General features: G+C 57.6%; 19 protein-coding genes and 1 pseudogene. 8 read left to right on the top strand and 12 right to left on the bottom strand.

The window, feature by feature from the left end; translation table 11 throughout:
* Positions 1-191: 191 nt before the first annotated feature.
* Positions 192-1508, top strand: coding sequence for a glutamate/aspartate:proton symporter GltP (gene gltP, locus ABFX35_RS14150; protein ID WP_279025283.1), 1317 nt, complete (start codon positions 192-194; stop codon positions 1506-1508).
* A 70-nt stretch (positions 1509-1578) separates the two neighbouring features.
* Here gltP and ABFX35_RS14145 read toward each other — a convergent pair whose 3' ends face one another.
* Positions 1579-2001, bottom strand: a complete 423-nt coding sequence (locus ABFX35_RS14145) for a DUF2000 domain-containing protein (RefSeq protein WP_279025286.1) — start codon at positions 1999-2001, stop codon at positions 1579-1581.
* 361 nt (positions 2002-2362) lie between these two features.
* Here ABFX35_RS14145 and ABFX35_RS14140 point away from each other — a divergent pair, with 361 nt between their 5' ends.
* The 4 genes from ABFX35_RS14140 to ABFX35_RS14125 all read left to right on the top strand — a co-directional run bounded on the left by ABFX35_RS14140 (position 2363) and on the right by ABFX35_RS14125 (position 8655).
* Positions 2363-2842 (top strand): Lrp/AsnC family transcriptional regulator, encoded by a 480-nt coding sequence (locus ABFX35_RS14140; protein ID WP_346081815.1) that lies wholly within the window; start codon positions 2363-2365, stop codon positions 2840-2842.
* A gap of 954 nt (positions 2843-3796) precedes the next feature.
* Positions 3797-3997: a hypothetical protein gene (locus tag ABFX35_RS14135; protein ID WP_147439838.1), complete on the top strand. Its 201-nt coding sequence runs from the start codon at positions 3797-3799 to the stop codon at positions 3995-3997.
* Positions 3998-4021: 24 nt separating this feature from the next.
* The gene (locus ABFX35_RS14130; RefSeq protein WP_346081812.1) at positions 4022-5242 is read left to right on the top strand and encodes a hypothetical protein; all 1221 of its coding nucleotides are present in this window, start codon (positions 4022-4024) and stop codon (positions 5240-5242) included.
* A 23-nt stretch (positions 5243-5265) separates the two neighbouring features.
* Positions 5266-8655 carry a TIM-barrel domain-containing protein gene (locus ABFX35_RS14125; RefSeq protein WP_346081842.1) on the top strand — a complete coding sequence of 1130 codons (3390 nt, stop codon included), beginning with the start codon at positions 5266-5268 and terminating at the stop codon, positions 8653-8655.
* A 143-nt stretch (positions 8656-8798) separates the two neighbouring features.
* On the opposite strand, the gene ABFX35_RS14120 is transcribed toward ABFX35_RS14125, so the two are convergent.
* From ABFX35_RS14120 to speB, 4 genes are all read right to left on the bottom strand, one after another.
* On the bottom strand, positions 8799-10730 hold the full coding sequence (locus tag ABFX35_RS14120; RefSeq protein ID WP_346081810.1) for an oxidoreductase: 1932 nt from the start codon (positions 10728-10730) through the stop codon (positions 8799-8801).
* 446 nt (positions 10731-11176) lie between these two features.
* The gene (locus tag ABFX35_RS14115; RefSeq protein ID WP_346081808.1) at positions 11177-12712 is read right to left on the bottom strand and encodes an amino acid ABC transporter permease/ATP-binding protein; all 1536 of its coding nucleotides are present in this window, start codon (positions 12710-12712) and stop codon (positions 11177-11179) included.
* Positions 12713-12760: 48 nt separating this feature from the next.
* A complete protein-coding gene (locus ABFX35_RS14110) occupies positions 12761-13597 on the bottom strand; it encodes a transporter substrate-binding domain-containing protein (RefSeq protein ID WP_095846217.1) in 837 nt (278 codons plus the stop codon).
* A gap of 4 nt (positions 13598-13601) precedes the next feature.
* Positions 13602-14606 (bottom strand): agmatinase, encoded by a 1005-nt coding sequence (speB, locus tag ABFX35_RS14105; RefSeq protein WP_346081806.1) that lies wholly within the window; start codon positions 14604-14606, stop codon positions 13602-13604.
* 160 nt (positions 14607-14766) lie between these two features.
* Here speB and ABFX35_RS14100 point away from each other — a divergent pair, with 160 nt between their 5' ends.
* A complete protein-coding gene (locus ABFX35_RS14100; protein WP_095846219.1) occupies positions 14767-15708 on the top strand; it encodes a LysR family transcriptional regulator in 942 nt (313 codons plus the stop codon).
* On the opposite strand, the gene ABFX35_RS14095 is transcribed toward ABFX35_RS14100, so the two are convergent.
* Positions 15705-16643 (bottom strand): LysR family transcriptional regulator, encoded by a 939-nt coding sequence (locus ABFX35_RS14095; protein ID WP_121554927.1) that lies wholly within the window; start codon positions 16641-16643, stop codon positions 15705-15707. The two genes, ABFX35_RS14100 and ABFX35_RS14095, sit on opposite strands and share 4 nt — an antisense overlap.
* 606 nt (positions 16644-17249) lie before the next feature.
* On the opposite strand from ABFX35_RS14095, the gene ABFX35_RS14090 reads away from it, so the two are divergent.
* Positions 17250-18251: an alpha/beta fold hydrolase gene (locus ABFX35_RS14090; protein ID WP_346081804.1), complete on the top strand. Its 1002-nt coding sequence runs from the start codon at positions 17250-17252 to the stop codon at positions 18249-18251.
* 16 nt (positions 18252-18267) lie between these two features.
* Here the strand turns inward: ABFX35_RS14090 and ABFX35_RS14085 are convergent, their stop codons facing one another.
* From ABFX35_RS14085 to ABFX35_RS14070, 4 genes are read right to left on the bottom strand one after another with little or no spacing between them, the layout of a single operon-like run.
* On the bottom strand, positions 18268-18606 hold the full coding sequence (locus tag ABFX35_RS14085; RefSeq protein ID WP_346081802.1) for a DUF190 domain-containing protein: 339 nt from the start codon (positions 18604-18606) through the stop codon (positions 18268-18270).
* A 58-nt stretch (positions 18607-18664) separates the two neighbouring features.
* Positions 18665-19675, bottom strand: coding sequence for an HlyD family secretion protein (locus ABFX35_RS14080; protein ID WP_095846225.1), 1011 nt, complete (start codon positions 19673-19675; stop codon positions 18665-18667).
* 21 nt (positions 19676-19696) lie between these two features.
* On the bottom strand, positions 19697-21271 hold the full coding sequence (locus ABFX35_RS14075) for an MFS transporter (RefSeq protein ID WP_346081799.1): 1575 nt from the start codon (positions 21269-21271) through the stop codon (positions 19697-19699).
* The gene (locus ABFX35_RS14070) at positions 21268-22743 is read right to left on the bottom strand and encodes an efflux transporter outer membrane subunit (RefSeq protein ID WP_346081797.1); all 1476 of its coding nucleotides are present in this window, start codon (positions 22741-22743) and stop codon (positions 21268-21270) included. The genes ABFX35_RS14075 and ABFX35_RS14070 overlap by 4 nt, the downstream gene beginning before the upstream one ends.
* 226 nt (positions 22744-22969) lie before the next feature.
* Between ABFX35_RS14070 and ABFX35_RS14065 the strand changes: the two genes are divergently transcribed.
* Positions 22970-23596, top strand: a complete 627-nt coding sequence (locus tag ABFX35_RS14065) for a TetR/AcrR family transcriptional regulator (RefSeq protein ID WP_346081796.1) — start codon at positions 22970-22972, stop codon at positions 23594-23596.
* An 83-nt stretch (positions 23597-23679) separates the two neighbouring features.
* Here ABFX35_RS14065 and ABFX35_RS14060 read toward each other — a convergent pair.
* Together ABFX35_RS14060 and ABFX35_RS14055 are read right to left on the bottom strand one after the other, a co-directional pair.
* A pseudogene (locus ABFX35_RS14060) lies at positions 23680-23778 on the bottom strand (hypothetical protein); the annotation flags it as partial.
* 207 nt (positions 23779-23985) lie between these two features.
* Positions 23986-24966, bottom strand: coding sequence for a bifunctional helix-turn-helix transcriptional regulator/GNAT family N-acetyltransferase (locus ABFX35_RS14055; RefSeq protein ID WP_346081794.1), 981 nt, complete (start codon positions 24964-24966; stop codon positions 23986-23988).
* Between the last annotated feature and the right edge of the window lie 396 nt (positions 24967-25362).

Here is a 25362-nt window from a genome sequence, read left to right as displayed (position 1 = left end):
CGTTACCACGAATAAAACAAGTCTTGCAGAAACCGCCGTTCAGATGGTAAAGATTTATACTGCGCCACACGAAGGGCAGGTGAGCGCGGAGTTCGAATTAACATAAGCCTGTATCAAATGATTAAGTATTCCATCCGGAATGCGGCGCCCGCTGCATATTCTGGATGGGGTCATTGAGGACTTTTTTGGGTATGAAAAATGTAAAAATTAGCCTGGCTTGGCAAATTCTGATCGCACTGATATTAGGTGTTATCGTTGGAGCAGTGCTGCATAATCAGGCCGAATCCCGGGAGTGGCTGGTCAGTAATATCCTTAGCCCGGCAGGGGATATTTTTATTCGGCTGATCAAAATGATTGTTGTGCCAATCGTTATTTCCACGCTGATTGTGGGAATTGCCGGCGTTGGCGACACCAAGAAACTTGGCCGCATCGGGTTGAAAACCATTCTTTATTTCGAAGTGATCACCACCTTCGCCATTGTGGTGGGGCTGACGCTGGCCAATGTTTTTCAACCCGGTCACGGTATCGATATGTCGACGTTGAGCACCGTCGATATCTCACAATATGAAAAGACCACCGAGCAAGTGCAAAGCGGCTCGCACAGCCTGGTGGTGACCATTCTTTCGCTGATCCCGTCGAACGTGTTCGCCTCCATTGCGAAAGGCGACATGTTGCCGATCATTTTCTTCTCGGTGCTGTTTGGCCTGGGGCTGTCATCCTTGCCAAAACAGACCAAAGAACCGCTGCTGAACGTGTTCAAAGCAGTTTCGGAGAGCATGTTCAAAGTCACCCACATGATCATGCGTTATGCGCCGATCGGGGTGTTTGGCCTGATCTCGGTGACGGTCGCCAACTTTGGCTTTGCTTCGCTGCTGCCGCTGGCAAAACTGGTGGTGCTGGTTTACGTGGCCATCGCCTTCTTCGCCCTGGTGGTGTTGGGCATCGTGGCGCGGCTGTGCAAACTGCGCGTCTGGACGCTCATCCGCATTCTGAAAGACGAGCTGATCCTGGCCTACTCCACCGCCAGCTCTGAAACGGTGCTGCCGCGCATCATCGAGAAAATGGAAGCCTACGGCGCCCCGAAAGCGATCACCAGCTTTGTGGTGCCGACCGGCTATTCATTCAACCTGGATGGTTCTACGCTATACCAAAGCATCGCGGCGATCTTCATCGCCCAGTTGTACGGCATTGAGCTGTCGCTGGGGCAAGAGATTGTCCTGGTGCTGACGTTAATGGTCACCTCGAAAGGGATTGCCGGCGTGCCGGGCGTGTCCTTCGTGGTGCTGCTCGCCACGCTGGGCAGCGTGGGCATTCCGCTGGAAGGCCTGGCGTTCATCGCCGGCGTCGATCGCATCATGGATATGGCGCGCACCGCCTTGAACGTGATCGGTAATGCGCTGGCCGTGCTGGTCATCGCCAAATGGGAAGGCCAGTTCGACAGCGAAAAAGCGCTCGCTTACGAGAAATCGTTTTTATCCGGTGAAGCCAAACCGGTGAACCAGGCATAACCGGCCCCGGGAAGACAAAACCCGCTTCTTAGCAAGGCGGGTTTTTTTATGCGCCGGCCCGGCCCCGGCTTCAGCGGAAAAGCGGCAGGTGCCCGGTCATACTGGTGATTTTCTTTTTTGGCCCAATCAGGCCGATGGCAACCAACGCGATATCTTCATAGCCGGCTGCCGATAGCCGCTCGCCGTACTCGGTATAGGTTCGGCAGGATTGCGCCAGCGCGCTAAACGGCATGCTGTGGATATCCCCTTCCTCCAGGGCGCGGCGCTGTAATTGGCGCAGATAATCGCCTTCAGCCAACAGCACGGGCAAAGGCGCATAGATCACGCCGGGATACACCACGCCGTCCTGGCTGGCCTTATCCGGCCCCACCAGGTTCCCGACCGTTTTGCCAAAGCTAATGCCAATCACGCTGGCGGCGTTGATGGCAAGACCGGTGCTGAGCGCTTTATCAATCACGATCGTGCATTTATGTAGGTTCACATCAAACTTCATCGTTGATCCTTGATTATCCAAATTAAAAAACCGCTGCTGCAGCGCGCGTATTCATTGAAAATTTACCCAAAATAATTCGAGTTGCAGGAAGGCGGCAACGCAGCGAATCCCCAGGAGCTTACATAAGTAAGTGACTGGGGTGAGCGACAAATCTGCCGGGAGCAGATTTGAACGCTGCTGGCAGCGGCCCCATCGGGGCGAGGCCCAGGGATGGGCCGAGTAATAAAGCCAACACACCTGCAACTTGAAGTATGAAGGGTATAGTATGTGGGATCGCCGCGGGTAAAGGTGACCTTTTAGCGTGTTCGCACCAGCCAATAAGGGTAGTATTTACCTTTAAACCGCGAATAATAGGAACGTTATGCCAAACAGCACGCTAAATCCGACAGACATTAAAATCCTCTCCCTGCTGCAGCAGGATGCGCGCATCACCAATCAGGCACTGGCCGAAACCATTGGCATGTCGGCATCCCCCTGCTGGCGCAAAGTGCGGCAACTGGAAGACGATGAAGTGATCCAGAGCTACCGGGCCGTGCTGGATCGCCGTAAAATTGGCCTGGGCGTCATGGTGTTTGTTCGGGTCAGCATCGACAGCCATAGCGAAGCGGAAGCCAAACGCTTTGAGCAAGACGTGACCAATCTGGACGATGTGGTGGCCTGTTACAGCATCGGCGGCGATGCCGACTTCCTGCTGCAGGTGGTGGCACGGGATCTGGATTCCTACGCCGAATTTGCCATGGCCGTGATCCGGCGCCTGCCCGGTATCAAAGAGATGCAAAGCATGTTCGTGCTCAAAGAGATCAAGCCCTTCGCCGAGTTCCCGATTAAAAAACCGTTGTAACGTGCTGCGCTGCCGGAAAGCGGCGCAGTGCGCTGTTCGAAAAACGTATTTGCTCTGCGGCTTGAATTATTTTGGGTATATAATAAGCCGCCACATTTTTATTCTACTGCCCTCTATGCCATGCCCGGCCAAAAAAATAAATGTTAAATACCATATCATTAATTTAAATTAAGCATGCATCTTGTTTTCAACTTCATTACCAAAATAAAAACAACGGTAACCATTTTTCTTTTAAATAAAACAAAAAAAGTGAAGTGACAAAAAAACGGCAAAATTTGCCAGCAAAAAAGCCACAAGACTGGATATTGAGAGAAATTACCTCTATAACTAGGGATAATTATATTTGGAGATAGTGGGTGCCGTGTTCCAATACAACGCAACTGTTTTAGCCAAGAACAGACAGCCCAGCGCTTGCAACTAAAGCGGCGGTGTACTGGTGCGGAAAACTGCTTAAAAATGCCTTATGACCAAAAATCTTTTAACCATCCGTCGTATGAACCCATTCACTTTACCGCGCAATATTCGCGCTCATGGCCATCGCGCCTGGCGCATTAACCCACCGTGACTATTTGCTCCGCAACCCCATCATCATTAAGCAGTTAGCCGAAATTAAACCATCGCATACTGTTTTAAATGAAGAAGGCCTAGTGGAATTAAATAGTTAGCCAGAGAATAACTTCGGTAATTTATTATTGCCGAATGATGACGGTGTGCAGCGTGATGATGCAATATTCCTTGTGGAATGCACTGTGCCGTGATGAAACCAGAATCGACTGCTTAATTTTAGCAGCCGATAGCCGCGCTGTGGGCCCTATTCCTGAATAAGACCAGGATACTTCCTGTGCGCCATTCTCTGGCTCTTAATTCCATTTAACCTGGCATGGCTCCAGGCTATGTTTCATTGCGCCGGAAGGCGGATATTCGCGTATCCGCTCCAGCGGAATAAGGCGTTATTTGGCAACGATGACCGACTTGTTTTTAGCGCTGATTATTGGCTGCCACCAACAATATCCATCAAAAACGCGGCCAGCAATCCAGCGCGGTAATGCATTCAATAATCATTACCGAAAATATTTCGCGTCCAGTCACTGCCGCCAAAGCGGCCACCCAGTTAACGCCAGCCTGCTTTACCAGGCAGCGAAAAAGAATTTTTAAGCTCATAAATACTTAGAGGCAACGATGAAAACACACGTAAATAAACTCAAGGCAGAAAGGCAACCTTCAGCGCAGGGCGATACGCGACATTCGCTGTCACGGCGCAAATTCCTGATGTATGGCGGTTGCGTGGCCGGCTCGGTGGCGCTGGTTGGCGGGCAGAAAGCGCTGGCGAACGGCGGCGCCGGCAAAGCCGCCCCGGCCCAATGCCCACCGGGCGTGATTAGCGCCGCGTGCCCTGCGGCAAACCGCCCAGGCGATCCTGCCGCCAACCCGGCGGCCCCCGCCACCCTGACCAAAACGCCAGGCGTAGGGGAGAATATCGTCTCGGAATACCCGTTTAATGGGGAGCAAATTCATGGGGTGATGGTCAGCAACCTGCACGAATTCAACACCACCGGCCTGTTTGCCCACCAGGCCAACGCCGACGTAATCTTGACCAACCTGGGGCCACAGGCCGTTTTCGTGGCCGCCACCGAACAGGTGAATAATAACCTGCTGCACGATAGCCCACTGCGCCGCGCCATCCCGCCGCTCCAAAGCGTGATTATCCGGGCCGGCGCCGTTATCACCACGGCGGATGCCTCCGCCAACGGCCTGATCTCGCTGATCCAGGTTCGCAGCACCCGCAATGTGGAATCGGGGATCTTTGGCAATAAAACCCAATGGGCCAAATATGCCTATCCGGCCGGGATGCCCGATCTGCCGCTGTGGATCTCAAACCAGCTTCACCTGGCCCACAAAATCCAGGTGAACCCGTGGCAGTTGGTCGGCCTGCCTGCGCCGGCGGGCAGCAAGGCGCTGCCTTACGAATTGTATGTCAACCTGTGGTGGCTGCCGGCCGGATCGGACGCCGGGATCCATGCGGCGCATGGCAGCAATTTGCTGGAAGTCCATACCCAGTTGATCGGCTTTGGCCGCATGCAGAAATTCACCGATATGGCCAAAGCCCGTGCAGCCGTCACCAATAACCGCGCCGTTCAGCCCGAAGGCGGCATGTTCTCGCCGTTTGATAGCGGCAAAGCCTTCCCGGAAATGTACGAAGAATTCCGGCTGGCACCCGGCAATACTCACCTGCCGATGCCGCTGGTGACCGACTATGACGCCTGGAAAGGGGAATCCGACATCGCTAAAAACGCCAGCATGGACGATCCCTGCTTCTTCTACCCGCCCCATCAATACTATGCCGACACCGACAGCATTTGGGTCGCCTTTGAATTTCACCGTTCAACGGACAACAACTGATCGCCAACAAGGACAGCATAGTGATGAAAAACAGAGAACTTCCCGCATCGTGGCGCCCCTATAACACCTATGATTATGTCCCGGTCGAAGACTGGTCCGTGGGTAACGATATTGAACTGTATGCGGTTTATTGGGACGGCAAACCCCACTCGCCCCACGGCTTCAATAACGACTGGACGCTCTACATCAACGCCAGGGCCAAAGCCAAAAACGGCGCGGAAAATAGCGGGCGCGATGTCTGCCTGGTACTGCAGGTGACGTCCTGCCAGAAAGATGCGTTCAGAGTGCGCTTCAACCCTGGTGCCGCCTCGTTCGCCGATTACCCGAACAAAGTGTACGGCCCGGTGGAGGTAGAACGGCTCACGCACATCCGCCAGCATGAGCAAGCGGCGGGCTATCAACCGATCCTGCGCTGGAACCGGCATGGCGCCAGCATCCAGTTGAGCACGATCCAGGTCCAGTTTGTCCGGGCCGACGACGGGCTACTTTCGATACAGGTTAAACGCCTGGCCGACGGCGCCGTCACCGATATCTCTTCCGGCCCGCTGTGCCACGCCAGCCCGGAAGTCGGCACCGTGGTGAACATGAAACGCAAAGCGGAACATGCCACCCATTACTTCGGTTTAGGCGAGATCCTCAGCTACAACCTGACGGGTAGCCGCAACCCCGCCACCGGCAGCACCCAACAGGACTGCTATGGTTACAAGGGCTGCGCGCGGCTCGATCACAGCGGCTCGCAGGTCACCTGCTACAACTACGACAACCTGTGGTACAACCAGCCGGAAGTCTTCCCACAAAGCGTGCCTTATAAAGACGCGTTCAAGGCGACCTCCTGCGTGCCGATGTACCTTAACGCGCCGTTTTACATCGAAAAATCCACGCTCAACGGCAGCAAACAGTTTCTCGGCGTGTTCCTGGACAATACCGGGCAAAGCTACTTCTCGCTCAAAAGCGCGCTGCGCGACGCTGCGGCGGTGGAAGCCGGCGTGCAGCACGGTGAGTTCGATGGCCACTATATGTTCGCCGCCCAGGCGGCCAACGTGCTGGATGCCTTTACCTATCTGATGGGGCACGGGGATCTGGCGGCAGGCAAACACCTGCTGAACGATCGCTCCGTCATGCCGCCGAAGTACATCTTCGGTTACTTCCAGGCCAAATACGGTAGCCTCGGTCTGCTGCGCCCAGAGAGCGAGAAAGATCCGAATAAAGTCTACATTGAGGATCTTGTGAAGGGCCACCGCGATGCAGAGATCCCGATCGAGGGGCTGGGTGTGGACATCGACGTGCAGGAAGACAAAAAAGTCTTCACCATCAAAGACAGCTTCTGGTCGAGCGGTAAGGTCGATCAGGGGATCTCGGTGTTTGACTGGATCACCCAATTTGATCTGCAGTGCCAAACCAATATCACACCGTTTATCCGCGCCGATAAAGTGGCCTACGATCCGACCAACAGCGGCAAAAAACAGTACGGCACCGCCGAGGGCCTGATCCGTAACGGCTATTGCGTGCAGAACGAAGGCGAAGCCAACCTACGTAAATTCCGCGGCCCCCGGCGTGAAAGCGACTATCCCGGCTTGAGCTACAGCCGGATCGGCGAAACCAACTACCCGGACCAAAACCTGCTGGTGCTGGATTACGGGATCAACGTGCAGACCGGCGAGCGCGACATGATCGGCTCGGTCGTGACCGATTACGGCAACCCGGCGGCCGCCCGCTTCTGGGGCGATCAGTACGCTTATCTGTTTAAAAACGGGCTGGGCTTCGTCTGGCAGGATATGACGGTGCCGGATGCCATGCCGCACGTCGAAGACGGCAAAAACTTCGCCGACACCGAATCGCCGCGCAACCAGTTTGGCTGGTCGCTGACCGGGGAAGCGCCGAGCGACGACCGCCGCCGCACCAACACCTTCAACTGGCGCAGCTATCACGGCCAGCTGCATCTGACCGATCCGCGCTTTGGCGACGGCCGCAAAACCCCGTTTGTCGAGCTGCGCAACTTCCACGCCTATATGCTGGCGCGCGCGTCCTACGAGCATGGTCTGATAGCGCATGAAGAGACACTCAAGGGCTATAAACGCAGCTATATCATCTGCCGCAGCGGCTATCCCGGCCTGCAGCATTACGCCGGCCACTGGATCGGCGATAACGCCTCCACCTGGCACCACCTCCAGGCTACCGTCCCGCTGGTGCTTAACCTGGGCATGTCCGGCCTGCCGATCGCCGGGGCGGACGTCGGCGGCTTTGCGCCCGGCGAAGCGCCGGCCGATCCGGCCAGCACCTTCTACGGCGATAAAAACTACCGCAACCATAACCCGATGGTTTATGACCGCCTGGTGTTAGGGCCGGAGGATGTGGATATCGGCGCCGTTTGCGAACCGGAGCTGATGACGCGTTGGGTGCAGGCCGCCTGTCTCCAGCCCTGGATGCGCAACCACTATGACGCGATGAAAGCCTATCAGGAAATTTATCATTACACGTCTGCAGCAACGGCGAACGGTGATACCTTCAGCAGCATCATGACAGCCTTTATCCGCTTCCGCGTGCGCTGGCACCACCTGCTGTACGATGCGATGTATCAAAACACGCAAACCGGCGCTCCGCTGATCAAGGCCATGTGTCTGTGGCAGGGCGACGATGCGATCTTCAGCGATGCCCAACGCGATATTCTGGCGACCCAGTTCTTTATCGACCACACGGTGCTGGTCGCGCCGATCATGACCAGCAGCCCGGCCGGTGAGGAAAAACACTATACGGCGGAAAAAGCGGTTTACTTCCCGCATGGCGAGCAGGGGCAGGCAATCAACTGGTACCGCTACAATGTGATGGAAGACAGCGTGGATATCGCCCACCCGATCGCCAGCGGGCAACGGCTGAAAATCACCGCCGACATCACCAGCCTGCCGGTGTTTATCCGCGAAGGCGCCATCATTCCTGAACGGCATGCGCAGGCAGATTTGCAGGCCGCCTTCAAGAACATTCAGGTGCTGGATAAGTATCAGCAGCCGCTGGTGCTCTCGGTATATCCGCTGGGCAAGGCGGCCGAAAGCCGCTACCAACTCTACTGGGATGACGGCGGCGTAACCCGCAGCGCAGAACGCGACGGCGCGTTCTCGGTGATTGATATCCGTCAGGCCGCCACGGGGGAAGGCGAGCGCACCCTCACCATTGCGCCGCAGAAGTATGACTATCCGCTGTACGACTTTATCTATTTCCGCATTCGTGCAAACGATAGCGCCGTGCGTAACATCAGCGTGGGGAAATCCAGGATCGCCCTCCATATGGCTTCGGTAGAAGCGCTGTTCCAGCACCATGGCGAAGCGATGCATATCGACGCAAGCGGCAGCATCTGGCTAAAAGCCCGTACCGCAAAACTGGCGCTGGATACGCCTTTGGTGGTGAGCATCAACGCCTAAGCGCCGGCCGTTAGCCCTATTACGGCAAGCAAAAAGCACAATGCCGGCCAGGTTTCCCTGGCCGGCATTTTTTATCAGCGTGGAGATGCTATGCGCGTACGGCGCGGATGCGGCCGCAACGCGCACCTTGCGCGGGCGCCCGCTTAGGCGATCGCCATGCCGGCATCAAAACCTTCGCGCGCCGCAATCAGCGCATTACTGGTTTTCACCGCACCACCGATCACAATCGGCGCATCAACCACATCGCGCAGTTCCTCCGCCAGCGTATTCACCGGCCGATAACCCAACGCAACCACCACGGTATCCGCAGCCAGCGTGAACTGCCCGTCGGCATTTTCCAACACCACCTGGCCTTCTTCGATCTCGCAGAGCTTGGTATTGACGAACTGCTTTACGTCATATTCGTTCAACAGCGCCATCAGGTGCAGCTTGCTGACGCCGTCCAGCTCCTGCAGCAGCCGATCGCGCATTTCCACCACGGCAACCTCTTTCTGCTGCATCGCCAGGTGCGCTGCGGTTTCGCCCCCCACTTCACCACCGCCGGCAATCACCACCCGTTTGCCGGTGGTGACATTACCCAACAGCACGTCTTCGGCCAACACCACGTGAGATTGTTTGATGCCCTTAATCGGCGGCACCGAAGGCTCGCCGCCGGTCGCGACGATCACCGAATCCGGCTGGCTTTGCGCCACGATCTCTTTAGTCAGTGGGGTGTTGAAGCGGATCTCAACGTTCAGTTTTTCCAGTTCACGCGCCAACCAGGCGGTGTAGGTCGCCAGTTCGCCCTTGCCCGGCGGGAATGCCGCAGAGCGGAACTGCCCGCCCAGATGGCCGGTTTTTTCAAACAGCGTCACCTTGTGGCCACGCATCGCGGCAACGCGCGCGGCTTCCAGCCCGGCAGGGCCGGCGCCGGCGATAAATACGCGCTTCGGCTGCGCCACTTTGCTGTAATCCAGCGAGCCTTCGCGTGCCAGCGAAGGATTAACCAGGCAGGTGAACGGCACGCCGAGCGGCAGGCTGGCCAAACAGCCCTGCATACAGCCAATGCAATAGCGGATCGACGCCAGATCACCGGCTTTGGCTTTGTTCGGCAGGTGTGGATCGGCCAGTGAACCACGCCCCATGGCGATGAAATCAGCTTTGCCCAACGCCAGTACGTTGTCGGCCATGCGCGGATCGTTAATGCGGTTGACGGTAATCACCGGCATCTTGATGGTTTTCTTCAGCTCTTCGGAAAACGAGACGGCCCAGGCGTGGCCGACATACATCGGCGGCACGGTGCAGGATTTATTGTGCTCGCCATACACCCCCATGGTGACGTGCAACGCATCAACGCCCCAGTCATCGAAGATCTGCGCCAGCACGCGGGATTCAGAGATATCGCGCCCGCCGACAAAGCCTTCATCCGCAGAAAGGCGAATGGTGACCGGATAATCGTCACCCACTTCGCGACGCACCGTCTGATAAATTTCCTGCAGGAAGCGAATGCGGCCATCCAGGCTACCGCCATATTTATCGGTTCGTTTATTGGCGTAAGGGGATAAAAACTCCGCAATCAAATAACCATGCCCGGCGTGAATTTCCACCCCGTCAAAGCCGGCTTGTTTTACCCGGCGGGCGCAATCGCCAAACTCGTTGACGATTTGCTGAATTTCCTCAATGTTTAATTCTCGTGGCATTTCCTGTAATGCCGGGCAAGGAATAGCCGAAGGCGCCACCGGTTGTACACCGCCATTCAACTGGCTGGATGTTTGCCGGCCGGCATGATAAATCTGCGCAAATATTTTACTGTCATATTTATGGACGGTATCTGTTAATTTTTTATGGCTGGCAATTTGCTCATCGCGCCACAGGCCGCCAATATATTTACATCCCATCGCATTTTCATTAACAGCGTAGTTCTCTGTGATAATTAAACCCCAGCCCCCTTTGGCCTTTTCTTCATGGTAAGCGATGTAGCGGTCCGTAGCGGTGCCATCGCTGTTGCAGAGGTCGGTTACCATGGCCGGGACAACCAGTCTGTTAGGAATAACACATTGGTTAATTTTCTCGGGTTGAAACAATTTTTTAAACATATTTTTATATGTCCTGCTAATAAAAAACAAAAGAGATTATTCGAATAGCATGGGAATGCCGTTCGAATATATCACTCGCGGATTTAATTATAGTAATTAATATCATCAATGGCTAATGCCTGCATGTGAAATCGCAGGGTAAATAGCCATGAGCAGGAAAGTTACACACTGGCAGCGTGATTATTACAGGAAATTAATAATATATTCCCGTCGGGAATCTAAATAATACCCATTTACCTGATTAATTTATTGGTGGTCACCCCATACGCCGCCGGTGATTTATGGAAATACGATATTTAGACAGAGGAAAAAACGGGAACGTTTCCAGACAGGAAATAATCGGTTTGCGGAAGTTAAAATACGCGGCAATATTCAGGTTGAAATAAAGCGCCGCGCAGGCCTTTATTTGGCAAGCGCGGCGGCGTTTTTATCGCGTTAAGCCGCTATCAGGCCACCGCGCTCTCCGTCACCCCCATAAACTGGCGAATACGCTGCAACGCCGGCTCGGCTTCGCCGCCACGGATCGTCGCCGGGGAAGCGTCCGCCTGGATGACGCCCTGCTCCATCAGCACCACCCGATCGGAAATCGCCAGCGCGAAGTCCATTTCATGGGTAACGATCAGCATGGTCATGCCTTCACGGGCCAGATCGCCGATGACTTTCAGCACCTCGCCCACCAGCTCCGGATCCAGCGCCGACGTCGGCTCATCGAACAACATAATATCCGGTGACAGCGCCAGCGCCCGGGCGATAGCCACCCGCTGCTGTTGGCCGCCGGAGAGCTGATGGGGATACTTTTCGGCGTGGGCCAGCAGCCCGACTTTATCCAGCAGGTACAGCGCCTGCGCACGCCGTGCCGCCTCGTCCGCCGGCTGGCGATGGTAGCGGGTAGCCAGCATCACATTCTGCAAAATGGTGCGGTGCGGGAACAGGTTAAAGCTCTGGAACACCATGCCAATACGGCGGATGCCGCTGCGCATCTCGGCGGTTTCCCGCCGGGAACCGGCGACGATGTAGCTTTCGCCAAACAGGATGATCTCGCCCTGATCCAACGTTTCCAGGCCGTTGACGGTGCGGATCAACGACGTTTTGCCGGATCCGGACGGGCCGATAATGCTGATCACCTCACCCGGCGCCACCGCTAGTTGGATCCCTTTCAGCACATGGTGCGCGCCATAAGCTTTATGGATATTTTTCATCAACAATGCCGACGGTTCACCGGGGCGCTGGGCCGGCGGCCGCAGCGGCAACGGCCGGGCCGCCTCGCGCAGCGCCGCCAGCGCCGGCTCGGCCAGCGTCTGCGGCCGGCGCGCCTGCACATTGACATGGCGCTCAATCTGCTGGAACAGCACGCTAAACACCGAAACGATCAGCACATAATACACCGCGACCGCCGCCAGCGTTTCCATCACCAGGAAGTTCTGAGCGTACAGGCGCTGGCCGGTCATCAACAGCTCCGGCAAAGAGATCACCGAGATCAACGAGGTTTGTTTTACGATGGTGATAAATTCGTTTACCAGCGCCGGCAGCGCAATGCGCAGCGCCTGCGGGATGATCACCAGCCGCTGCACGCCGAGAAAACGTATCCCCAGCGCATGGCCCGCCTCATGCTGGCCTTTGGCCACGGAAAGCAGCCCGCCACGATGGATTTCCGCCATGTAGGCCGTTTCCGCCAGCACGGTCGCCACCAGCCCGGCGATAAAGGCGTTGCCCAGCAGGCCGCCGGCGGCCGGGAACATCTGCGGCAGGTTATAGATAAACACCACCAGCACCAGTAACGGCACGCTGCGAAACAGCCAGATATACACCTGGCTGGCACCGCGCAGCCAGGCCGGCCTGGCCTGACGGGCGCTGGCAACGATAAACCCCAGCACCAGGCTAATCAGCCAGCTCAGCACGCTCAGTTCCACCACGGTGGCGCTGGCCTGCCAAAAGGCGCTCAGGGAAAACAAAGAAATGAAATAGGCCCAGTCAAACATCATCACAATATCCACACTCACTTTCGCAGCCGAACACAACCCGGCGGCGCATTACCGCGCCGCGGTATCGGTAATCCCATAGGGCTGATATTTAGCCAACAGCGCAGCGTATTCGCCGTTGTCGCGAATGGTCTGCAGCGCCGTTTTCAACCCGCCCAGCAGGGCCTGATTGCCCTTTTTGACGTAAATGCCCAGCGTCTGCGGATAGATGATCGCAGGGGAACTGATGGCCGCCCGCCCGCGGCTGCGTTCCACGAACATGCGCGCGGCGCCGGCCATGTCCACCTGTGCCTGGATGTGGCCGGCCAACAGCGCCTGCAGCGTTTCCGGCGCGGTGGGGTACTCTTTCACGGCGATCGCCGCTTTGCCGTTGGCCAGGCAATAATCACTGGAAAGATCCTGCAGTTGCTTCACCCATGCCGTGCCCTGTTGCAAACCAACGGTCAGGCCGCACAGCGCTTTTTCGTCTTTCGGCTTCACGGCGCTGTCGCTGCGCACCAGAATATAGGCGCCGGTATCGGCATACGGGATAGCATCGGCCTGGGCGGTACGTTCCGCCGTCACATACAGGGCAGAGATCACCGCGTCATGACGGGCGGCATTCAATCCCAGGATCAGGCCGGAAAACTGCGTATCGGCCAGCGCCAGGCGGGTGCCCAGATGCTTGCTCAACAGCGCCGCCAGCTCGGCATCAAAACCCACCACTTTGTCACCCTGCCAGGATTCAAACGGCGGATAGGCCACTTCAATGCCCACTTTCAGCACGCCCGATGTCAGCGTCGGGACTGCTTCAGCGGCCAGCGCCGGCTGCGCGCTCAGGCTGCCCAGCAGCAGAGAAAGTAATGCGGTGCAACGCAGGCTGCGCCGTGCGGTAACGGGTAATTTCATGGTGTCACTCCTGCAAAACGGAAGAGGAAATACGCCGGTGGTAAGCGCCGGCAAGCTGGCAAAGCAGTTCGAACATCATGGTGGCGCCGGTCAGGCTGGTCAGGTTGCCCTGATCGAACGGCGGCGAAACCTCCACCACATCCGCGCCGATCAGGTTCAGGCCGGCCAGGTGACGCAGACATTGCTGCCCCTGCAGCGACGTCAGGCCACCGATTTCCGGCGTGCCGGTACCGGGGGCAAAGGCCGGATCAAGCACGTCGATATCAAAACTGACGTAGGTCGGCGCGCTGCCGACGATCTGCCGCGCACGCGCCATCACCGCATCGATCCCTTCACGGGCAACCTGCTCCATCGGGATCACGGTGATACCGCTTTCAGCCGCAAAAGCGCCATCGTCCGCGGCGTACAGCGAACCGCGAATGCCGATCTGCACCGTGCGAGCAGGATCCAAAACCCCTTCTTCGATCGCCCGGCGGAACGGGGTGCCATGGGTGAAACGCTGCCCGCCAAAATAGCTGTCGTTGGTATCGGAATGGGCATCGAAGTGGATCATGCCCACGGGCTGGGCGCGCCCCAATGCGCGCAGGATCGGCAAGCTGGTGAGATGATCGCCGCCGGCGGTGAGCGGTATCGTTTGTTGCGCCACCAGTTCCTGATAAAAGGCTTCGATACGCGCCAGGCTATCCATCACGTCGATCGGGTTCACCGGCACATCGCCGATATCGCCGACGTGCGCCAGATCGTAGGGGGAAAGCAGGCTGACCGGGTGAACGCGGCGTATCAGGCTGGAAGCGTTACGCAGCTCGCGCGGCCCGTGGCGGGCGCCGGCGCGGTTGGTGGTGCCGCCATCCCAGGGCACGCCCACCAGCGCAATATCCAGAGCATCGGCCTGGGCGCCCACCGGCAGGCGGAAAAACGTCGGCAGCCCGGCATAGCGCGGTATCTCATCCGCGCTTTGCGGCTGCGGGTTATCCGCGCCGCTCCGGGGGTGGTAATCACGTGTCGCCATTGTAAAACTCTCCCATCTGCGCCATCGCCAGGCGGGGATAGGCCCGGCATACATAGGGAAATAGTGCAGTAGACGGCGCGTGGGGAAAAATAGCAGAATAGAAAAAATCAGTTCAGTTATTCCTGAAGTAAATTTTTCTTATACGAATAAAAAGGCACTGATGTTTATGGGAAAAATACCTAACCTAAGATTGCTGTATATTTTCGCCACCGTGGCCAAACATCAGGGTTACGCCCGCGCCCAGCAAGAGCTGAACCTGACGGCTTCCGCCATCAGCAATTACATGAGCGAGCTGGAAGAAAAGCTGGGCTTTGTGCTGTGCACGCGCGGCCGCGGCGGCTTCGCCCTTACCCCGAAAGGGGATGCCTTTTTGCAGCAAAGTCTGAACCTGCTGCACAACCTGGAAGACTTTGAACGCTATACGGATTCCCTCAAGGGGGAACAGGGCGGCATTTTGCGGCTGGGCGTGATCGATTCCACCGTCACCGATCCGATGTTGCCGATCGCCGGCGCCATCGCCAGCTTCAGCGATCGCTTCCCGCTGGTGCACATCAACCTGCAGATAAAAAGCCCGCACGCGCTGCTGCAAGGCATTTTGGACAACGAACTGGATGTGGCGGTCGGCACTTTCCCGCTGCAAAGCAACAGCGTGATTAACCACCCGCTGTACCGTGAGCAGCATTGGCTGTACTGCAGCGATCAACATGAGCTGTTTGATATCCGCCACCCGAAAGTGGCGCACATTGCGCAGATGAAAATGGTAACGCGCAGCTACTGGAGCCCTTCCGATCTTGGCCGGCGCGGCTTCAAGCAAAGCACCGCAACGGTAGAGAGTATGGAAGCGCAGCTGCTGCTGATCCTGTCCGGGAAATATATCGGCTACCTGCCAGAGCACTATGCGCTGCCCTGGGTGGAAAAGCGGCGGCTGCGCGCCATGTTGCCCACCGACTACGGTTACCAGGCGCCGTTTTCGCTGATTTTCCGCCGCGGGCGCAGCAAAGAGATCCTGATCCGCACCATCCGCGATCTGCTGCGCACCGCGTCGAAAAACCGCAAGGCGTATAGGCTATCCACGCCAAAACGGAGCAAGGCTACATCTTAAGCCACTTTCCCCGGCGGGATATCCATCTCGCCCGGCATTAACAGCTGCTCTTTGCAATAGTCGGCAAAAAGCTGCGCCGGTTTGGTCATCGGATTGTGGCGCAGCGATGCCAGCACCAGTTGCGAGCCGGTAATATCCCCCTGCACTTCGACCATCGCCACTTGCTTGCCGTCATAGGTGATGGGGGTAAAAGGCCGGGTGACCAGCAAAGAAAAACCAAAGCCCTGCCCGACCATGCAGCGCACCATTTCAATCGACGGCGAGCTGTAGGCAATCTTCGGCATCAGCCCGTTTTCGCGGAAAATATTCACGAAATAGTCGCGGCTGGGCACCACGTCCAGCAGGATCATCGGTTCACGGCTCAGTTCATCAAGCGTGACCGAACTGCGCAGCGCCAAGGGGTGGCCAATGGGCAGCAGCGCATAAGGCTTGGACGGGGCGTTCAGCATCTCGGTGGCGATGCCGTCGTCCAGATCGTGGCGGTAGAGGATCGCCAGATCAAAACGCCCGCTGTGCAGCCCCTGAACCAGCTCATTTTGCTCGCCATCATGGATCTGCACCTCGATGCCTGGGTGGCGCCGCTGGAAGCCGCGCATCATCTGCGGCAGAAACACCGGTGCGGCGGTTTCAAAGCAGCCAACGGAAATTTTACCCGCGACAACGTCGTTATCGGCCATCGCGTTTTGCTCAAACGCCCACGACTGGCGCAGCAGTTCGCGGGCTTTGTAATAGAAACGCTTGCCGCTGGACGTCAGGGAAACTCCCTGGGCATGGTGGCGGATAAACAGCTGAATACCGAAGCTGTCCTCCAGATTTTTAACCGCAGTGGAGATGGAAGGCTGGGCGATGTGCAGTTGGCGCGAAGCCTCGGCGATGCTTTTGGTTTCCACCACGGTGGTGAAATACTTTAATTGACGCAGAGTGAAATGAGCCATGTCTTACTACCTCGATAAAAAAACACGTCTTTTTATTGTTCTAAATACAAAAAAGCGATGGTATGGAACTTAAGCAACTCCTATGCCAGCAACCCAACTGGCTGGCCGGGCCTATACGCCCCAGCGGCCGGAATTGAAGGAATAACAATGGCATTTCATGCTGCAAAATAGTAAAGGGATTTAGCTTGTGGTTATTTATTTGTTCCGATTGTTAAAAAACATCGCACCAACATGAGGCAAAACCACTTTTCCACACTAATCTATTGAAAATTAATCAGTCATAACGCCATCGCCACATTGACTGCCGCGCAGAGAAAGGCCTATGCCCATCAGCTTCGGCGCCATCATCAGCACTAACATCCTGTTATTTATCTGATTTACCCACCAAAGAAAAAAACGATAAACCAGGCAACAAAAAACTGGCCTTGCACCATTACCCCGCTGGCGATGGCCCGTGGTGCGTGCACTGCTTTTTATTATCCAGTGGCGATATTTTCCTCCACCGCTCTTGATGGCGTAAAAGCTGGGCTGCCCCTTTATCCACCGGAATACGGCTGGTAGAGTGAATTACAGGCAAATTCGACATCATGGATCAAGGGGCGTTAGATGGCTAAAACATGGCTTAGTGGCTTGTGCCTGGCGGGCGCACTCCTGGGCGCGGCGCCGGGGTTTGCCGCATCGTATGGCGAGCAGTTAGAAGGGTTCCAATACCCATATCCATTGCAGCGCTTCAACTTCACCTCGCAACAACAAAGCCTCAGCATGGGGTATATGGATATCAAACCCACCGCGCAGGCCAATGGCAAGGTGGTGGTGCTGATGCATGGGAAAAATTTCTGCGGCGCCACGTGGGAACAAACGATCAAGGCGCTGGCCGCGCAGGGCTACCGCGTAGTTGCCCCCGATCAGATCGGCTTTTGCACTTCCAGCAAGCCCGCAAATTATCAATACACCTTCCAGCAATTGGCAACCAACACCCGGCAACTGTTGCAGAGCATCAACGTGGATAAAGCCATTATTATTGGCCACTCAACGGGGGGCATGCTGGCGACGCGCTATGCCCTGATGTACCCACAACAAACGGAAAAACTGGTGCTGGTGAACCCGATAGGCCTGGAAGACTGGAAGGCCAAGGGCGCGCCCTACCGCACCGTCGATCAGTGGTACCAGCGGGAGCTGAAGCTCTCGGCGCAAAGCGTTAGAAAGTACGAGTTAACAACCTATTATGTTGGCCGCTGGAAACCCGAATACGATAAATGGGTGGATATGCTGGCCGGCCTGAACAGCGGGCCAGGCCATGAAAAAGTGGCATGGAACTCGGCGCTGATCTACGACATGATCTTCACCCAGCCCATCTATTATGAACTGCCGGATCTGCGCGTGCCCACCACCCTGATCATCGGCACCGCCGATACCACGGCGATAGGCAGTGATATTGCGCCGCCAGAGGTTAAAGCGCGCCTGGGCCACTATCAGGTATTGGGCAAAGAGGCGGCAAAACGCATCCCCGGCGCGAAGCTGATCGAATTCCCCGGCCTGGGCCATGCGCCACAAATGGAAGAACCCGACAGGTTCCATCAGGCGCTGCTGGATAATCTGAAACAGTGATGGCAGGCCGCAGGATTCAGCCCTCGGCTTCCGCAGCGGGGGCCCCGCCCAGCACCCCGAATTCAGCGGCGACCTTAACATAGAAAAGATTCACCTGCTCTTGCGCCAACACCTGCATAAAGTGCTGGGCCTCGTCTTCGGAAACCACCAGCGTGACCTGCACGGGCTGATCGGACAGATCGAACAGGTTGACCGTATGCATGGCGCCGTCATGCCCCAACCCGCCGAGCGCGCCGCTTAGCGTCGCCCCGCGCAGGCCCTGGCGTTTGGCCTCTTCAATCAGCCACTGGGCAAGCGGCAGCCGCCCGTGCATGCGGTCTTGCTGGGTAAAGAAAGTCATTTGATAGCCGCGCATATTTCACCTTTGCAGAAAAGTAAGTTGACCGCCGCCGGCGGTTACGCCCCTTGCATCATCACACAGATTTTGCGCCAGTGCCTGCGACATGCACGGTCGGTGTGACCGACATCCCCACCCGCAGTTGCTGCGCCGCCGGCTGCCCGCCCTCTAAGCGGATACGGATCGGCAGGCGCTGAACAATCTTGGTGAAATTGCCCGTGGCATTATGCGGCGGCACCAGCGAGAAGCTCGCGCCGCTGGCCGCCCCCAGGCTTGCCACGTGCCCTTTCAGGCGCACGCCGGGCAGCGCATCCACCGTAATGTCCACCGGTTGACCAACCTGCACGCGCGCCAGTTGGGTTTCGCGGAAATTGGCTTCGATGTAAATATTATCCAGCGGCACCAGAGTGAGCTGGGGTTCGCCGGAATGCACATAGCCGCCCACGCGCACATGGCGTTGGGCAACGATGCCGGCGACCGGTGCGGCCACGCTGGCATAGGAGAGCTTCAAATCGGCATCGGCTTTCGCCGCCCGCGCCTTTTCCCATTCGGCATGCAGCACAGCTACCTGCTGTTCGGCGGCGCGCAACCCGGCCTGATCGTGCTCATAGGCAGCGCGCTGCACGGCCCATTCCGCCTCGGCCTGCTGTTGCGCCTGCACCGTGCCGGAGCCATCACGGGCTAGGTTGGCGAAACGCTGGCGGTTGCGTTCGGCCAGTTTGAGATTGGCGCCCGACGCGCCAACCGCGGCGCGCGCCTGGGCGATGACGCTTTGCTGGCGATCCAACTGCGCCTGGAAGCTCGCGACGGCGGCCTGCGCATTGCTTACCGCAACCGCCAGTTCACGATCGTCAATGTGAAACAGCGGTGCGCCGGCCTGCACCTGTTGATTGTCGTCAACGGAAACCGTGGTGATCACACCCGAGACTTGCGGGGCGATCACCGTTAAATCGGCCTGCACGTAGGCATCGTCGGTGCTTTGCGCATCAGCGCTGGCCTCCGGTCGATTCAGCAGCCAAAACGCGGTGGCCACCACGGCGACGGCAACGATAGCGATGATGATTTGCAGATGATATTTCTTGGTCATTTTCTCTTTTCTTTAAGCTAATCAGGAAGCTGTGCCGGCCTGGGTTTTCGGCGGTGCAGATGGCACCATCCGCGGCACCACGGGCGCGGGAATGTATTGGAACTTCAGTACCAGCGGGATCATCAGCAGCAGTATCAGGCCGATAACCCGATAGACATCCGCCACCGCCAACACGCTGCTCTGCCGGGCAATCTGCTCGGCCAATGCGGCGGGCGAGCTAGCAAAACCGTCCCAATGGGCCATCAGGTTGCCGGTTTGATCGCGCAGCGCCTCATAGTGGAAGCGGGTGCGCAGCAGGTTCAATTGACCGATGAAGGCACCAGCCAGGATAGTGCTTATCACACGCACGATATTCACCAGGCCGGCAAGGAACGGCCCTTCCATCGGCTGCACCACGCTGACAATCAGAAACAGCATCGCCACCATAGCCAACGGCTGGCCAATGGCATGCAGCAGCGTAGCGCACAGCAGTTGGCGCACCATCCATTCATCAGTAATCCCTGAAGCCAACCAACAGGCCGCCGCCATGCAGGCCAGGCCGGCGGCAAAAACGTAGCGCGCATCGACCCAGCGCTGATACAGCAGCACCGCCACGCACGAGCCCAGCACCAGTTGTGGCAGCCCGACGATCAGCCCCAGCGGCGCGGTCTGTGCCAGGCGAAAACCGTGCAGGCCGGCTAGCGCGTTGGCCGGCAGCCCGACGCCGGCAAACATCGCCACCAGCAGGCCGAGCAGCGCGATAAAACCCAGCCATATATTGCGGCGCTTCAGCAGATCCAACCGGACGAACGGCGCCGGGTGGAACCACTCACACACCAGAAACAGCGCCGTGAAGATCGCGCCAACGCCAAGCGAAGCAACGATCACCGGCGAGTTGAACCAGTCCAGGCGAATGCCCTGATCGATACCGACCACCAACAGCATCAGGCCCGGCAGGCCAAGCGCCATACCAAACCAGTCCGCCTGTTTCAGCCGTGGCAGCGCCGGCGGCATTTTGGGGATACCCCAGCCGACCATCGCCATGGCGATCAGCCCGAGCGGGATCACATGCCAATAGGCCCAACGCCAGTTTTCCAGATGATCGACGCACAGGGCGGCCAGCCAGAGCGCCACATTGGGCGACAGCGTGGCGGTCATGGCGAACAGCGCCAGGCCGTGCAGCCGGATCGGCGCGGGCAGGAAACGCAGGGCCGCCATCATCAGGATCGGCACCAGCGAGCCGGCGCACAGGCCATGCAGCACACGCAGCGCCAGCAGCAAGTGCAGATCGCGCACCCAGGGCAGCACGGCGGCGAGCACCATCGCCGCCGCCAGCATCGTTAAATGGAAGCGGCGCATCGAGAACGTAATCGCGAACCAGGCGGCAAACGGCATCGCCGCCAGTTCGCCAGCCGAATAGGCGGTGGAAAGCCAAGAGAAATCGTCTTTCGCGAAGCCCAGCCCGCCTTGCATATCCACCAGCACCAACGCCGGCACCCGGCTGCTCAGGCCCGCCACCATCGCGGCCAGCAGCACCCCCAACAACCCGACGGCCAGCCGGACGCCAAATACCGACTGCGATGACGCGGCGGCAGGCGCAGACACGGCCGCACTCATGACGGCGCCCTGGCCGTTTCAGCCTGCAGCGCCGGTGACCAGCCGCCACCCAGCGCCCGATACAGCGCGACCACCGCCAGCGCCGAAGCGGTAGCGCAGTCGCTCAGTTCCGCCTGGCTCGCCAGCAGCGTGCGGCGGGCAATCAACACAGTGGTGAAATCCGCAGTGCCTTCCTGATAGGAACGCTGCGCGACAGTCAGCGCTATCTGGTTATTTTCCAGCGCCGTTTGCAGTTGTTCATGCCGTTTTAGTTCGCTGGCATAGGCGCCCAGCGCATCGTCTACTTCATGCCAGGCGCGCAGCACCGTTTGCTGATAGGCAATGCCCGCCAGCGTATGGCGCGTTTCACTCAGTTCCAGTTGGCGGCGCAGCCGCCCGCCTTCGAAGATCGGCAGGTAAAGCATTGGCCCGAACGAATAGCGGCGGGAATCCCAACTGCCGAGATCCGTCAGATCAAACGCCTGCACGCCAAGCGAACCGGTCAGGCTGATGCGCGGGTAGAAATCGGCCTGGGCGGCGCCGATGTCTGCCACGGCGGCACGCAGCTTCGCCTCCGCCTGCAGGATATCCGGCCGCTGCCGGGCCAGCTCGGAAGGCACGCCAATCGGCAGTTGCGCCGGCATCGCCGGCAGCTTCGCCGCCGCCAGGCGTGTATCAAGCTCACGCGGCGGTTTGCCCAACAGCAGCGCTAAGGCATTCATCAAGCCATCGCGCTGGTGGTTCAACTGCGTTAAGCGCGCCGACAGTTCGGCGGCATCCGCACGCGCCGATGCCGCATCGAAGCGGTTGGCAACGCCGTTGCGCTCGCGGCTCTCCGCCATGCGCACCAGATCGTGGGCGATACGCTGGTTCTCTTCCACCAGTTCCGCCTGCGCCTGTATGCCACGCAATAGCAGATAGGTGCGGGCGATCTCCGCCGTAACGGAAACCTCCGCCGCCGCTTTGCCATAGGAAGCCGCTTCCAGATTCGCCTGGGCGGATTCGCCGACATGGCGCAAATGGCCCCAAAAATCGAGCTCCCATGCAGCCTGTAGCCCCATCGACCAAGTGTCGTAACCACGGGTGGGGGCGCCGAGGCGGTGGGTTGGCGAGTTCTCGCTGATGGCCGAACGTGCATAGCCCGCATCGGCCGCCAGGGTGGGCTGGCGGGCTGCATTGGCGATCCCTAACTGTGCGCGGCTCTCTTCAATCCGCAGCGCCGCCGCCTGAAGATCCAGGTTGGCGCCCGCCGCCGATTCCAGCGACAGCAGCGTGGCATCATTGAACAGTGCCCACCAGCGCGCCGGTGCCGGCGCATCGCTCAGGGCGGGTTGGCTGCTGACTGCCGATTCACGCGCCTGCAACGCCGCCGTTGCCGGGCCAATCGATGGCGCCTGCACCGAGGGGGCGGTGCTGCAGCCAGCCAATAACAGAAGAAGTGCTAACGCAGGGGGGCCTTGATACAACAATCCGCATCGGGCAGAACGATTCATTTATTTCCTCAAACCGAGAGCAGTACTGGCTGGTCTCTTTACTTAACCATTACAAACAAAGGGGCATCGCGAACGGGCTGCGCCAATGGATACCGATCGGTATCCTATAGATTAATCCGTAACACGTCAATTACCAAACATTCACAATATGAATAGGTTTTCTGATTGGAAACCGATAGGTATACTGCCGGCAGTATTTGGCCTTCACTGCAACCCAGGAGCCCCCGTGAGCGAAACTGCTGATCCCCATGATGAAAAAACGGCCATTGTCCTGAATGCCGCCGCGGCGGTGTTCCTGACGCACGGCTTTAGCGCAGCGACGACGGACATGATCCAACGGGAGGCCGGGGTTTCGAAAAAGACGCTGTACGCGTGCTTTCCCAGTAAAGAAGCCATGTTTACCGCAGTGATTGATCGCCAGTGCGCGGTAATGGCCGCCACCGTTAAGGCGATCCAACCGGCGCCGGGCAACCTGGCCAAAACGCTGACGGACATCGGCAGGGCCTATCTGGATATTGTGCTGTCTGATACCGGCGTGGCGCTGTTCCGCGTGGTGGTCGCCGAGGCGCCGCGTTTTCCGCAGGCCGGTCGGCTCTTCTACCTGGCCGGCCCTAAAATGGTGACGGCGATGGTGGCCGAGCGGTTAAGCGATGCCTCGCGGGCGGGTGATATCGACATCCACACCATCGGCGCAGAGACTGCGGCTTCGCTTTTCATCAGCATGGTGCGCACCGAAGGCCAGTTGGAAGGGTTGTTGCACCCCGGCTCGCGGCCCTCGGTCGAGCAGTTGGACCGCTGGGTGCGGCTGGCCGTGGAGACGTTTATCGGGCGCTTCGCGGTGCGGCGCGCGTGAGAGGGGTGTAGCGGGCAATCCAGGCGGCATCGCAGAAATGGACGATGCCGCTGTATTATCAAGTTCGGTGATCGTCTGGCTGGTTAGTTGTGAGAGAAACAGGTACACACATCGTCAGATGCGGCCTGTGCCAGCGCCGGAATATTTTCCTTACGTCCCCCAACATCGCGCAGGTATAACGGAGTGTGTGCGAAGTACGGGAATATTCGGTAGCGCCTTAACCTCATACTGGCGCCATGGCTATCACCATGAAAATACTGAACTATGGCATATGGCTCGCCGTGGTTTTTGTATTATTTTTTGATGATTTTCTAATACGCGGCCACATGCATGTGGGACGAACCCTGTCCCGAACCATGATGGGCCATAGCAGGCGAAGAAAACGGCGCTTACGGCAACGTCGAGGAAATCTCAGGCTCAAAGGCGCTTTTTATGTATGTGAACTGTTGCTCCAGCATCGGGCGTCCCCACTGCTCCCCCTGCCACTCTTTGGTCAGCCTAAAACCGAACGATTCATACAACCGACGAGCGGCATCAAGCCCACTGAATGTCCAGAGCTGTACTGCAGAGAACGCCTGCCGATCGCAAAACGCCATCGCCTGGGCGAGAAGCTGGCGCCCGATGCCACCACCACGGCAGTCGTCATCAAGAATGAACCAGCGCAAGTGGGCCTCGCTATTTCCCAGCTCTTCCCCGTCAATGGCGATCGCCCCCACGATGCGCCCGTGACGCATGGCGAGCCAGATACCGTTGCAGTCCTTATCGAGCCTGCCGGCAAATTCAGCCAACCCAGCGGCCACTTTCGCTTCAAAAAAGTAGCCAAAATCATAATGTTGTGAGTAATAGTTTGCATGCATCTCACTGATGCGGCCGATCATTCCTGGCCGGTAACCGGTGATGATTTCCACTTTCGCGCCATCCCGTTGCGATGTTCCTTTTCGGCACATCTCAAGTGCATACGCGTAGGCCGACAGGCCCCGGGCAACGGTTTCACGCTGCGAAGGATTCAGGTGCGCCATCGCCTCGCGCACCCGCATTGCGCCGTAGCTGTTGATGCGGGCGACGCTCTGCTTGCCCTTTTCAGTCAGTTGCAGTTTTTTGTATCGTGCATCGTCTGGCGACGGCACTTCCTGCAATTCACCGGCGCTGATGAGTTTCGCCAGCATCCGGCTGACACTCGATTTCTCCAGCCCGAGAATCTGCACCAGTTGTGCCGCCGTCAACGCGCCATGGTTCTCAATCTCCACCAGCGTATGCACGGCAGAGGGGGAATAATCCGTGGCGGCCAGCGTGGTATTCATAAACCCCAGTTCACGAACCATCAACCGCGAAGCCATACGAATATCATTGATAAGATCGAGAGCAGTCATTTACTTTCCGCCACAGAGCAAGTAGTTGCACAATACAACCATGTGCCTTTTTCCCTGTCAACTGCAGCGTCGGTATCGTTCCGATTCAATAATGTGCTTGAGATGGTTTGATCGAGTACGGTCACCGCCCAGTCCATCATCGATCCGATGGCCTTGGTTCCATGAAAACGTGGGGAAACCTCAGGGACGGTGCGTACAGTTGCGCACTTCATCATGCTGCCGGCTCGTCTGTTTAGGCAAAATCCAGGATAGAAACCCGAGGCAATGCGAAAACATACATAACATTATGATAAAAAACCATTTTATTTATCTAACCTATACCTTATGGCATATGGACTGACGTTGTTTTTGTATTATTTTTTGCTTATATTCAATACGAGATTCATCAATGAGGAA

Origin of the sequence: Gibbsiella dentisursi, from assembly GCF_039539505.1 — a bacterium.
GTDB classification, from domain to species: Bacteria; Pseudomonadota; Gammaproteobacteria; order Enterobacterales; family Enterobacteriaceae; genus Gibbsiella; species Gibbsiella quercinecans.
This window is presented reverse-complemented; position numbering and strand designations above follow the sequence as displayed.

Excerpts from the sequence above, each read along its gene's own strand:
- ABFX35_RS14080 (WP_095846225.1), bottom strand. The coding sequence starts at position 19,675 with ATGACCAAGAAATATCATCTGCAAATCATCATCGCTATCGTTGCCGTC.
- ABFX35_RS14140 (WP_346081815.1), top strand. The coding sequence starts at position 2,363 with ATGCCAAACAGCACGCTAAATCCGACAGACATTAAAATCCTCTCCCTG.
- ABFX35_RS14145 (WP_279025286.1), bottom strand. The coding sequence starts at position 2,001 with ATGAAGTTTGATGTGAACCTACATAAATGCACGATCGTGATTGATAAA.
- ABFX35_RS14115 (WP_346081808.1), bottom strand. The coding sequence starts at position 12,712 with ATGATGTTTGACTGGGCCTATTTCATTTCTTTGTTTTCCCTGAGCGCC.
- gltP (WP_279025283.1), top strand. The coding sequence starts at position 192 with ATGAAAAATGTAAAAATTAGCCTGGCTTGGCAAATTCTGATCGCACTG.
- ABFX35_RS14100 (WP_095846219.1), top strand. The coding sequence starts at position 14,767 with ATGTTTATGGGAAAAATACCTAACCTAAGATTGCTGTATATTTTCGCC.
- ABFX35_RS14110 (WP_095846217.1), bottom strand. The coding sequence starts at position 13,597 with ATGAAATTACCCGTTACCGCACGGCGCAGCCTGCGTTGCACCGCATTA.
- ABFX35_RS14095 (WP_121554927.1), bottom strand. The coding sequence starts at position 16,643 with ATGGCTCATTTCACTCTGCGTCAATTAAAGTATTTCACCACCGTGGTG.
- ABFX35_RS14085 (WP_346081802.1), bottom strand. The coding sequence starts at position 18,606 with ATGCGCGGCTATCAAATGACTTTCTTTACCCAGCAAGACCGCATGCAC.
- speB (WP_346081806.1), bottom strand. The coding sequence starts at position 14,606 with ATGGCGACACGTGATTACCACCCCCGGAGCGGCGCGGATAACCCGCAG.
- ABFX35_RS14125 (WP_346081842.1), top strand. The coding sequence starts at position 5,266 with ATGAAAAACAGAGAACTTCCCGCATCGTGGCGCCCCTATAACACCTAT.
- ABFX35_RS14075 (WP_346081799.1), bottom strand. The coding sequence starts at position 21,271 with ATGAGTGCGGCCGTGTCTGCGCCTGCCGCCGCGTCATCGCAGTCGGTA.
- ABFX35_RS14090 (WP_346081804.1), top strand. The coding sequence starts at position 17,250 with ATGGCTAAAACATGGCTTAGTGGCTTGTGCCTGGCGGGCGCACTCCTG.
- ABFX35_RS14130 (WP_346081812.1), top strand. The coding sequence starts at position 4,022 with ATGAAAACACACGTAAATAAACTCAAGGCAGAAAGGCAACCTTCAGCG.
- ABFX35_RS14070 (WP_346081797.1), bottom strand. The coding sequence starts at position 22,743 with ATGAATCGTTCTGCCCGATGCGGATTGTTGTATCAAGGCCCCCCTGCG.
- ABFX35_RS14055 (WP_346081794.1), bottom strand. The coding sequence starts at position 24,966 with ATGACTGCTCTCGATCTTATCAATGATATTCGTATGGCTTCGCGGTTG.
- ABFX35_RS14120 (WP_346081810.1), bottom strand. The coding sequence starts at position 10,730 with ATGTTTAAAAAATTGTTTCAACCCGAGAAAATTAACCAATGTGTTATT.